Raw genomic sequence first — 12,165 nt, 5'->3', positions numbered from 1 at the left:
TACTAAGGCTTTACTCCTTCTTTCTCTACCTAGCATATCTAATATCCTAATTATGTAATAATATTTGGTCAGGCTTCATGCAACCAAATCATTAATAATTAACTTTTTAATCAAAATTATATTATTTATTTAGTATAAATCTATCTAAATGTAATGACAATATTAAATTCCAAATTTTTCCACGTAATGTAGTTGACCGCAGATACTCCGGAAATTTGCGTAACTTATTGAGATTATATAAGTTTGGTGTAATCAAAAAATCAAGCCTTGCTTTCAGGTACCCTTGTAAACGAACCTTCTCCCCTTCTTCCAATTCATAATTATCAACAATATTTTGAAAAGATTCGGATAATTCAGCAAATTTTTTTATTCTTTTTTTTCGATCCTCCTCATACGAGTGTAATTTAGTCCTAATATCCCACTTAGTTGATAAACCAATCGTATTTTTTTGATGTATTCTATAGTTTATTAACTTTATATTTACGAAACAACAATTTCCATTCAAAGATGCCAACAAATTCATGTACCAATCATGAGGCAATACAAAATTATAGGTAGTAATAAATTGGTTTCTTAATTCCTTAGTAATACACATTGAACACCCAGGTGAGATATTTCTTTCAATCATATCTTCCAATTTAAAATAATTTAACTCTTCTAACTTATGATCTGAATATATAAAATTTGCATTATAGAAATTTTTTCTTAATCCTAATTCAATCCGCTTTAAGTTCTGGTCCACCAATTGTATTCCAGAATTAAGTGTTTCTATTTTCTTATTTTGCTCCATTATATTTTTCATAACAGCAAGTTTGTTATTCATCCACACATCATCTTGATCGGAAAGAAAAATTAAATCACCCTTAGCGAGTTTCAATAAATCATAAAAATTTTTTTTGTATCCCTTATTTTCAGAATTAATTTCAAAGTCCCAGTTAATTAGATTATTCTCTTTGATATATTTCCTAACAATTTCCGCAGTCGCATCACTAGACCTATCATCTCTTATAATAACCTCATCAGGTTGACAATTTTGATTCTTTATCGAATTAAGCTGCTCGGTAATGAATTTTTCTCCATTATACGTTGCTACAACAACAGATATCATCTAATTACTCCTATAATTAATATTATTTTTCTAAAGCTATACCACTTGTAATTCTAGTAAATAATTTTAGAACATGCAAGTAAGAATTAAATTGTACATTTCAGTAGCTAAGTAATATAAAAAAAACCGTAACCTAGGTTACAGCTTTTTTGTATTACTTTATTCTAACCAACCTTTCGGATTTTCACGCCACTTATGCAGCAATTTGCGATCTTCTGCCGTAATCTGATTTTCTTCAACAGCGACTTCAATCAATTCGCTATAGTTGGTTAGCGTTACAAAAGGGATATTAACCGCGGCAAAATTCTCCTTTGCTGCTGCTAATTGATAGCTAAAGATTCCGCAAACACCGATTACATCCGCACCTTCATTTTGAGCAGCTTCGACAGCTTTTAGGACACTCCCACCTGTTGAGATGAGATCATCGATCAGAACTGTTTTCTGTCCTTTTTCAACAACACCTTCGATTTGACGACCTTGACCATGATCTTTGGGTTTGGAACGTACATAAATCATTGGCAAGTTCAATTCATCGGCAATCCATGCAGCATGTGGAATTCCCGCAGTTGCAGTTCCCGCGATTACCTGTGCCTCTGGAAAAAGATCACGAATTAAGTTAGCGATTCCTTTCGCGATCTCCTTGCGAATTTTAGGATAGCTGATCGTCAATCGATTATCACAGTAAATCGGGCTTTTAATTCCACTAGCCCAAGTAAATGGTCTATTAGGTGATAAAGCTACCGCATTAATTTCTAGTAAATCTTTTGCTACCTGCTTCATTATTTCGCATCCTCCCATAACTTCTTAACTGTTTGATATGCACCAACTCGGTCTTTTGCCTGTGTGATTGCTCTTCCTACAACGATTGCACTGCTTTGATTTCTAGCAGCTTCATCTGGTGTCATCACCCGTTTTTGGTCACCAAGTGCTCCTCCTGCTAACCTAATCCCAGGAGTTACACGCAAGAAGTCCTCGTCAGTTTCTTCAGCGATGCTTTTCGCTTCTTGAGCAGAACAAACCACTCCGTCCATCCCCGACTTCTGAGCCAATCTTGCATAATTCAAAACACTCTCTTTTAACGGCACAGAAATCAATTGTTCTTCTTCAACCATTTGCTGGTTTGTTGAAGTCAACTGAGTGATCGCCAATAATCTTGCAGTTTGCTTTCCGCCGCTTCCATCTAGTATCCCAGTCTTTGCAGCTTCCATCATCTCACTACCGCCACTGGCATGCAAAGTTGTTAAGTCAACACCAATCTTTCCAAGAACTCTCATGGCATTCTCAACTGTATGTGGAATATCATGGCACTTTAAATCAAGAAAAACATCATGACCCAATGATTTTATTTCTCTGACCATATCAGTTCCTTCACTATAGTAGAGTTCCATTCCTATTTTGACAAATAAAGATTCATCCTTTGGAAATTCAGACAAGAATTGCATTGTTTCATTGCGGCCGGGAAAGTCTAGCGCAATAATTGGTCGTTCAATTCGCATTATCGATTACTCCTAACTTCTTCGATCAAAGATTTCAAGCTTGTTATTCCAAGTTCATCCAGCTTGGCAGGTAATTCTTCAATTAAATCAAGGCAGGCAGTCGGATTCTTAAAATGCGCAGTCCCTATTGAGACAGCGTGCGCACCTGCAAGGTACATTTCGATTACATCATCAACATTTTCAATTCCGCCTGAGGCAATAATCGGCAGATCAATAGCATGACTTACTTGATAAATCATTCTGACGGCTAGCGGTTTGATGGCTCTTCCAGATAGTCCACCAGTTCCATTACCTAAAACAGGCTTCCTAGTCTTGATATCAATTTTCATTCCTAAGGACGTATTAATCATGCTAAGTCCATCCGCACCAGCAGCGGCAACAGCCTTTGCTATTTCAACAATATCTGTAACATTAGGAGTTAATTTTACGAAAACCGGAATATCTGTAACTTCTTTAACTGCTCTCGTTAGTTCAGCCGCAATTTTGGGACTGGTTCCAAACAGCATCCCACCTTCATGAACATTTGGGCATGAGATATTCAATTCTAGTGCATTAACCAACCCTGACGCACTCAATGCCTTAGCAACTTCTACATACTCTGATTTTGTTGACCCAGCAACGCTTGCAATCAGTGGCAAGTCTGGAACTTTCGCTCGTAGTTCAGGTATTTTCTGTGACAAAATCACTGATAGCCCAGGATTCTTTAGTCCTACTGCATTTAACGCTCCATCTTCTACTACTGCTATTCTTGGCTCGGGATTACCTTTTCTTTCATTCAAAGTTGCTGACTTCAAAATAATTGAACCCAACTTATTTAAATCGTACATTTGTGCAAACTTGTTATCTCCAAAGCCAAAGCATCCGCTGGACGGCATCACTGGATTTTTAAGTTCCAAGCCTGGTAATGAAACTGCTAAACGAGAATTTTTCATAAACAACCCCACCTTTTTATAACGATTGTCAAAACTATTTTATAACGTCAGTCGCAAAAGTACGATTTTCCATTGCTCGTCCTAAAGCATCCGCTGTATTCAATGATGTTAGCAACGGAACATTATGCTCAATTGCTGTTTGCCGAATTGTGAAGCCATCAGAGGTTACTTCTTGATCGTGACTCATTGTGTTGATGACCAACTGTATCTGACCATCCTTGATAATTTTCAAAATATCTAAATCAGACTTGCCGTCTTCACCGATTTTATTCACTTTCATTACATGCAATCCGTGTTCCTTCAAGAAGGCTGCTGTTCCATTTGTTGCAAACAAGCGGTATCCCACACGACTGAATCTTTGGGCAACTGGTAAAACAGCTTCTTTATCATTGCTATCAATTGTTAATAAGACATTTCCACTCATTGGAAGTTCCATCTTAGCTCCAGCAAAAGCCTTAAGCAGTGCCTTCTCAAAAGTATGATCGCTTCCCATTACTTCACCAGTTGACTTCATCTCAGGTCCTAAATAACTATCGACATCTTCCAACTTACTGAATGAAAATACGGGTGCCTTAACATGAATTGTCTTGCTTTCTGGATACAAACCAGATTTAAATCCTAGTTCTTTAAGTGATTGTCCCAAAATTACCTTAGTAGCAACTTGTGCCATCTCAATCCCCGTAATCTTACTTAAGAATGGGACTGTTCGGCTTGCACGAGGGTTGACTTCCAACACATATGCTTCATTGTCATGGATAATAAACTGAATATTCATAATTCCAACACACTTTAATGCCACGGCTAACTTTTTAGTTGCATCAACAATTTGCTGCTTAATATCTTCACTAAATGATTGTGGTGGATATACTGCCATGGAATCACCTGAATGGACACCCGCATGCTCGATATGCTCCATAATACCTGGCAATAAGACATCTTTCCCATCACAAATTGCATCAACTTCACATTCCATTCCTTCAAGATATGCATCAACAAGAATTGGATGGTCGATTGCCGCCTTTGCATTATGTTCAAGGTAATCATTTAACTCAGTTTCGTCGTTGACAATTTCCATCGCACGTCCACCCAGAACATAGCTGGGCCTTACTAAGACTGGATAGCCAATCTCAGCAGCTATTTTTACAACGCCTTCCTGTGTTGTTGCAGTCTTTCCAATTGGCTGCTTGAGTCCCAAATTATTAATTACCTGATCAAACAACTCTCGATCTTCTGCTCGATCTAGATCCTCAACCGTTGTTCCCAGAATCTTAACACCATTTTCAACCAGACCTGCAGCCAAATTAATTGCAGTCTGTCCGCCAAATTGTACAATTACTCCAAGCGGCTTTTCCAATTCAATAACATTCAGAACATCTTCAAGTGTCAATGGCTCAAAGTATAACTTATCCGAAACAGAAAAATCAGTTGAAACTGTTTCTGGATTACTATTCATTACAATTGCTTCATATCCTAGTTTTTGAATTGCTTTAACACTGTGAACAGTTGCATAATCAAACTCTACTCCTTGCCCGATTCTAATTGGGCCAGAACCAATTACAAGAATCGACTTTCTGTCTGAAGGAACACTTTCATTCTCCATATCATAAGTGCTGTAAAAGTAAGGGGTCTGTGACTCAAATTCAGCTGCGCAAGTATCAACCATTTTGTACACAGGGATCAGCTTGTTTGATTTACGTAATGCACGTATCTTACTTTCCTTTGAATTCCAGAGTTTCGCAACTGTCATATCACTAAAACCGTATTTTTTGGCCTTTTCAAGTGATTCTAAATTATTTGGATTATCGCAGATTTCAACTTCCAATTCCGTAATATGTTTCAGTAGGTCAAGAAAATAGGCATTGATTTTCGTTAATTCATGTAGTTCTTCGATCGTATAGCCTCTCCTGAATGCCTCAGTCAAGTAGAAGATGCGGTCATCTTGTGGATGCATGATTTTTTCTTCAAGTTTTTGATCAGTCGCTGCCTGTGCTTCATCAGAAAACAGATCTTTTTCATCAATTTCAAGAGAACGAACTGCCTTTTGAAGCGCTTCTTCCGCAGTCCTACCGATAGCCATTACTTCACCGGTGGCCTTCATCTGTGTCCCTAATTTACGGTTCGCACGAGCAAATTTATCAAACGGCCAGCGTGGAATCTTAGCTACAACGTAATCAAGTGCGGGCTCAAACTCTGCAAACGTTGTTCCCGTGACGGGATTCTTAATTTCATCCAAGGTCAACCCAACTGCAATCTTAGCCGCCATCTTAGCGATGGGATAGCCAGTTGCCTTAGAAGCAAGTGCTGAGGAACGGCTAACACGTGGATTAACTTCAATAACATTGTAATTAAAACTATTAGGATCAAGAGCTAGTTGGACATTGCACCCCCCTTCGATCTTCAACGCGCTAATCAGGCGCAATGAAACATCACGCAATATTTGATATTCACGATCAGCCAATGTCTGCGTTGGTGCAAAAACAATCGAATCACCTGTATGAATTCCAACTGGATCAAAGTTTTCCATGCTGCAAACGACCATCGTATTGTCTTCATGATCACGCATAACTTCAAACTCGATTTCTTTATACCCCGTAATACTTTTTTCAATTAAACATTGCGTAACAGGTGACAAATCCAGACCATTAGCAGCAATCTGTGCTAGCTGATCTTTATTATCACAAAGTCCACCGCCAGTGCCGCCCATTGTAAAGGCTGGGCGAACGATTACTGGATAGCCGATTTCATCAGCAAAGTCAAGTGCTTCTTGTGTTGTATTAACGGTCTTTGATGGTGGAATAGGTTCGTTTAAATCATTCATCAATTCCTTGAATAGCTCACGATCTTCAGCCTGGTTAATGGCTGTCAGCTTGGTTCCAAGCAATTCGATCCCGAGTTCATCCAGTATTCCTGCTTCGGATAGTGACATTGCCATGTTTAATCCCACTTGCCCACCAAGTGTTGGTAAAATTGCATCAGGATATTCTTGACGTATGATACGAGAAACAGAATCAGTTGTAAGTGGTTCGATGTATACTCTGTCAGCAATTTCCGTATCAGTCATAATTGTTGCTGGATTCGAGTTGACCAAAACAACCTCATATCCCTCTTCACGCAGTGCCATGCAAGCCTGTGTTCCAGAATAATCAAATTCAGCTGCCTGTCCAATAATAATTGGGCCAGAGCCAATCACCATAATTTTATGAATATCAGTTCTCTTAGGCATTACGTTCATCCTTTCTCGTATCAATCATATGCATAAAGTCATCAAATATATCTACTGCATCATGCGGACCAGGTGCTGCATCTGGATGGAACTGCACACTGAAAGCCGGATAATTCTTGTGGCGCAATCCTTCCACAGTACCATCATTGATTTCACGGTAAGTAATATTCATTACATCATTATCAACGGAATCCGGAGCTACTGCATAGCCGTGATTCTGTGAAGTAAAACAGATTCTCCCACTCGCGATTTCTCTAACAGGATGATTGAAACCGCGATGACCAAACTTCATTTTGAACGTATCAGCGCCATTAGCAAGTGCAAACAGTTGATGTCCAAGACAAATTCCGAAAAGAGGTAATTTCTGTTCAACTTTTTGAATCATCTTGATAGCTGCAGGAAGTGACTTAGGATCACCAGGTCCATTAGTTAGCAAAACACCGTCCGGCTTTAGCTTGAAGATATCTTCTGCCGTAGCATCATATGGTAATACGATTGTATTGCAGTCCCGTTTAGCCAATTCCCGTAAGATACTATGCTTCAATCCAAAATCAATTACCACTACATTGCGCTTGCTTCCAGGATTCGGATAAGGTTTACTTGTTGATACTTGAGCAACAAGATTTTCATTAACAACTGTTGCATTTAATTGTGAGAAAGCATGTTCAAAATCATCAGTGGAATCAATTATTCTCCCCTTCATTGTTCCAGCAGAGCGCAGTTTTTTCGTCAGTGCACGTGTATCGATTCCTTTAATTCCCGGGATATTCATCTGTACCAAGAAATCTGCAAAACTGCTTTGTTGCCGCCAATTACTTGAGGTACGGGCTAATTCGTGGCAGATAACGCCCTTACATCTAGGTTCAATTGATTCATAATCATCAAGGTTCACTCCGTAATTACCAATTAAAGGGTTGGTGAATACTAATATTTGATTTGCAAAAGACTGGTCGGTGACAGCTTCTTGATATCCTGTCATTCCTGTCGTAAAGACGACCTCCCCAGTAGTTGTGATATTTGCACCAAAACCTTCCCCTTTGAAGATGCTGCCATCTTCTAAAATCAAATAACGTTTCAAGTTCAGTCCTCCTTTTGATAAACAAGTTCTCCAGCAACAAATGTCATAATTGTCTTACCGTACACTTTTTCACCCGTAAAAGGTGTGTTTGTACCCTTTGAGAAATACTCTTCTTCTTTTAATTCATATTCTGTATCTAGGTCAAAAACAGCAATATCTGCAGGCCTGCCAATCAACAATTCTCCTGCACTCTTCATGCGAAATGCTTTTGCAGGTTCACTACTCATCTTATCCAACAACTTTTCCAGTGTTAGCTTGCCACTCTTTACAAAATGCGTATACAGCAATGTGAAAGCTGTCTCACTTCCGGTAATTCCAAAGGATGCCTGACACATTCCACCAATTTTTTCTTCATGACTGTGCGGAGCATGATCAGTGGCAATCATATCAATCGTGCCATCTAGCAGACCCGCTAATAAAGCCGCTTTATCGTTCTCATCACGCAATGGCGGATTCATCTTGAAATATGCGTCGTCTGCTGGAATATCCTCGTCACTCAATAAGAGATGATGTGGTGCAACTTCACAAGTGACATTAACCCCCTTTGACTTAGCCAGACGCATTAATTCAACGCTCTCTTTTGTCGATAAGTGACATGCATGATAATGTACACCTGTTTTTTGTGCAAGAATTAAGTCTCGTGCTAGTTGAGATGATTCACTCAAGCCAAGCATCCCAGGAAGGCCTAACTCATGTGCTCGCCTGCCCTCATTCATCACTCCTCCATACAGTAATGAATTATCCTCAATGTGTTCAACAAGTGGCATATCTAGGTTAGCCGCTAGCTTCATTGCTTGGTACATAACCCCAGCGGTCTGAATTCCACTTCCGTCATTACTAAAGGCAAATGCCCCAGCTTCTTTTAAAGCAGCCAAATCATTAATTTGCTCACTTTTTAAACCCGCAGTAATTGCCGCATACTGTTTAATATGAACAACACCATCAGATTCATTTTTAGTTATTACATTTGCTAATCGTTCTGCCGTATCTGGAACTGGATTTAGGTTGGGCATTGCACAGACTGTTGTAAATCCACCATGTGCCGCTGCTTGACTACCTGTTTTGATAGTTTCCTTATGAGTAAATCCAGGTTCTCTGTAGTGAACGTGTACGTCAACAAGTCCGGGAGAAACTAATTTATTTGAAACATCAATTCTCTTGGTATCTTCAAACAATTGCCCAAGATTTTGTCCAAAAGCAGTAATTACACCATTTTGCACAAGCAGATCCATTTTTTGTAATTTACCGGCTTGATATACAAGCCCATTTTCAAGTAAAAAGTCCATATTTTAAAGTCCTCCCAGATGTCTGCCAGCGATAACTGCTTCGAGCATTGCCATACGCATGTACACACCATTTTGCATTTGCTTTACAAATCTTGACCTAGGTGCTTCGACTAATTCAGAAGCAATCTCAACTCCACGATTTATTGGACCAGGATGCATTATTATGGCATCTTTCTTCATTTCCTTGTAACGTTCCAGTGTTAAACCGTACCGTTCGTGATATTGAGCAGCAGAGAAACCAGTCTCATTAGTGTGGCGCTCATGCTGAACACGCAGTAACATCATCACATCCACCTGTGAAACTAATTTATCGACTCCAAGATACTCACCATACTCTTCAAATTCTTTTGAATACCAGTAACTTGGTCCTGCAAAAAAAACTTGTGCTCCGAGCTTCTTTAATAATTGCATATTGCTTCGTGCTACCCTTGAATTACTCAGATCACCAATAATTGCGACCTTTAAGTTCTTGAATGTTCCAAATTGCTCATAAATCGTCATCATATCAAGCAGCGATTGAGAAGGATGCTGTCCACTGCCATCTCCCGCGTTCACAATCCCGATATCAAGCTTTTGTGTCGGTTCAAGTTCAATTAGTTCCTTGTAATATTCATTTTCCCGATGACGCATAATCGCTAGATTAACTCCAATTGCATTCAAAGAAAGCAATGTGTCATAGAGAGTCTCGCCTTTTTTTACTGAACTAGTAGCAGGATCAAATGGAATTACCTGTAATCCTAATTTACGTTCAGCCATCTCGAAACTACAATGTGTTCGTGTACTGTTCTCAAAAAACATATTAACGGCATAAATCGGCTGTTCAAAATATGGTACTGCACCACCATTTTTAAAATAAATTGCGCGTTCAATCAATGCCATAACTTGATCATCATGTAGATCCTTGACAGTTACAAAGTGCTGTAACTTAACGTGACTTCCTACCTTTAACATTCCTTATCTCCTACCTTTCGCTTATTGCTTTCTCAGGAAGAACCAAATTTAAAATTATGCCAAAGACTGTTGCTAATGCGATACTTGTCAATTGAAAACTTCCTAATTGCAAGTAAGTTCCACCAATCCCGATAACCAAGATAACTGATGTAATAATCAAATTTCTCTTTAATTCATAGTTTACTTTGTTGTCTACCAAGATTCTTAAGCCATTCGACGCAATCATTCCGAATAATAAGAAGCTGATTCCGCCAATTACAGGACTTGGAATCGAATGAATTAATGCACTAATTTTGCCGACGAAACTGAATAAGATTGCAAAAAATGCGGCTCCGCCAAGTACCCACACGCTATGCACTCTTGTCATTGCAAGTACTCCAATATTTTCACCATAAGAAGTTGTTGGCGGACCACCAACAAAACCCGCAATGATCGAGGATAGACCATCACCGAATAATGTGCGATGCAGGCCTGGATCTTTAAAGAAATTTCTCTTTGTTAATTTATTTAGCACCATTACATGTCCCATGTGCTCAGTCATTGTTACGAAAGCAATTGGAGCCATACCGATGATTGCTGCTGGATACCATTTAAAATGATAGTTGACAAACATTGCATCAAATGCAGGCAATGAGAACCATTTTGCTTGTGCAACAGGTGTTAAATCAACGATTCCAACTGCTAATGCAACCAGATAACCACATGCAATTCCTAGTAATACTGGTATCATACTTGGAAAGCCTTTGAGGTACATATTAAAAATAATGGTAATTAATAAGGTAAAAATTGCTACTACAAAGTATTTCAAATCATAATGAGTTCCGTTCATCATTGCATCTGTGGCAGCTGTTGAAGCAATTGAAAGTCCAATCACAATGATAATCGGTCCAACAACAACTGGCGGTAAAACCTTATCGACCCATTTGCTGCCGAAACGGCTGACTATCAAAGAAACTACTAGATAAACCAAGCCTGCAGAGATAGCACCTTGTGCAACAGCCGGATAACCGTCTGCCTTAATTAAAGTCTGCATCGTAGCAATAAATGCAAAACTCGAGCCAAGATAAGCCGGAATCTTTGCCTTAGTACATGCTATGTAAACTAGGGTTCCAACTCCCGAACTGAATAATGCAATACTCGGATTGATCCCCACCAGGAGCGGTACGAGAACCGTTGCCCCGAACATTGTAAATAAATGTTGAATCGACAAAACCAGCCAATGACCAAAGCTTGGTCGATCTTTAATGTCTAGTAAAGCCTCATCATTTCTAAATTCCTTTTGTTCACTTGAATTCATCTTTATTCTCCTTCTATGCTATACAAAAAAACCTGAATCTTGATTGATCCAGGTCGGCATAAGGTCAGACCAGATTTCTCTTTTAATAAGAAACCGGTTCATCAACCTTTTTGCTCTCTCTGGAGTCAATTAAATGGTCGCAGCTATTAAATTTTTTCTATCATGATTGAATCTTTTTCATCAATTTCTTCAACTTCAACCGCAATTTGTTCGTCAAGTGATGTAGGGATATTCTTGCCAACAAAATCTGCACGAATTGGTAACTCACGATGTCCACGATCAACCAATACTGCTAAATTAATCTTCTTGGGACGTCCTTGATCCATCAATGCATCAAGGGCTGCACGAATTGTACGTCCAGTGAACAATACATCATCAACTAAGATAACTTGTTTCTCAGTAATATCAAAATCAAGTTTTGCCGAATTAACAATCGGTTCGTTTTTATTTGCGGCATCATGGCGATCATCACGATATAATGAAATATCAAGTTCGCCAACAGGTACGTTTGCCCCTTCAAGCTGCTGTAAACGTTGTGCAATTCTCTTTGCCAGATAAATGCCTCGAGTTTTAATTCCAATAATTACCAAATCTTCGATGCCCTTATTTTTTTCGATAATCTCATAAGTCATACGAGTTAGAGCACGTTTCATTGCCATTGAATCAACAACTTCTTTAGCCATTTTTTTCTCTCCTTTTTGTCATTTGTCCATAAAAAAACCACCTAGCCAAATGCAGGCTAAGTGATAGACTTCTGTCTTTATTCCGAGTTCAATTAAGACACTGCCTTCTTA

Annotated in this window: 10 protein-coding genes; all 10 read right to left on the bottom strand. The window is 38.9% G+C overall.

The features are described from left to right. Positions 1-121: 121 nt before the first annotated feature. Positions 122-1,108 carry a glycosyltransferase gene (locus GSM_RS01465; RefSeq protein WP_003688010.1) on the bottom strand — a complete coding sequence of 329 codons (987 nt, stop codon included), beginning with the start codon at positions 1,106-1,108 and terminating at the stop codon, positions 122-124. A 159-nt stretch (positions 1,109-1,267) separates the two neighbouring features. Then, positions 1,268-1,888 (bottom strand): orotate phosphoribosyltransferase, encoded by a 621-nt coding sequence (gene pyrE, locus GSM_RS01460; protein ID WP_003688012.1) that lies wholly within the window; start codon positions 1,886-1,888, stop codon positions 1,268-1,270. Then, positions 1,888-2,604: an orotidine-5'-phosphate decarboxylase gene (gene pyrF, locus GSM_RS01455; RefSeq protein WP_003688013.1), complete on the bottom strand. Its 717-nt coding sequence runs from the start codon at positions 2,602-2,604 to the stop codon at positions 1,888-1,890. The genes pyrE and pyrF overlap by 1 nt, the downstream gene beginning before the upstream one ends. Next, entirely contained in the window at positions 2,604-3,536 is a 933-nt protein-coding gene (locus GSM_RS01450) for a dihydroorotate dehydrogenase (protein ID WP_003688014.1), read from the bottom strand. The genes pyrF and GSM_RS01450 overlap by 1 nt, the downstream gene beginning before the upstream one ends. 34 nt (positions 3,537-3,570) lie before the next feature. Next, complete coding sequence (carB, locus tag GSM_RS01445; RefSeq protein WP_003688015.1) at positions 3,571-6,759, bottom strand: carbamoyl-phosphate synthase large subunit; 3,189 nt, start codon at positions 6,757-6,759, stop codon at positions 3,571-3,573. After that, a complete protein-coding gene (locus tag GSM_RS01440) occupies positions 6,752-7,837 on the bottom strand; it encodes a carbamoyl phosphate synthase small subunit (RefSeq protein ID WP_003688016.1) in 1,086 nt (361 codons plus the stop codon). The genes carB and GSM_RS01440 overlap by 8 nt, the downstream gene beginning before the upstream one ends. A gap of 2 nt (positions 7,838-7,839) precedes the next feature. After that, on the bottom strand, positions 7,840-9,123 hold the full coding sequence (pyrC, locus tag GSM_RS01435) for a dihydroorotase (protein ID WP_003688017.1): 1,284 nt from the start codon (positions 9,121-9,123) through the stop codon (positions 7,840-7,842). Positions 9,124-9,126: 3 nt separating this feature from the next. After that, complete coding sequence (locus GSM_RS01430) at positions 9,127-10,074, bottom strand: aspartate carbamoyltransferase catalytic subunit (RefSeq protein WP_003688018.1); 948 nt, start codon at positions 10,072-10,074, stop codon at positions 9,127-9,129. A gap of 10 nt (positions 10,075-10,084) precedes the next feature. Then, a complete protein-coding gene (locus GSM_RS01425; protein WP_010077692.1) occupies positions 10,085-11,371 on the bottom strand; it encodes a solute carrier family 23 protein in 1,287 nt (428 codons plus the stop codon). A 146-nt stretch (positions 11,372-11,517) separates the two neighbouring features. Further along, the gene (gene pyrR / locus GSM_RS01420; protein ID WP_003688136.1) at positions 11,518-12,054 is read right to left on the bottom strand and encodes a bifunctional pyr operon transcriptional regulator/uracil phosphoribosyltransferase PyrR; all 537 of its coding nucleotides are present in this window, start codon (positions 12,052-12,054) and stop codon (positions 11,518-11,520) included. Positions 12,055-12,165: the final 111 nt, after the last annotated feature.

It is taken from the genome of Liquorilactobacillus mali KCTC 3596 = DSM 20444 (genome assembly GCF_000260415.1).
Classification (GTDB): domain Bacteria; phylum Bacillota; class Bacilli; order Lactobacillales; family Lactobacillaceae; genus Liquorilactobacillus; species Liquorilactobacillus mali.
The sequence above is the reverse complement of the archived record's forward strand: the minus strand, read 5'-3'. Positions and strand labels throughout refer to the sequence as shown.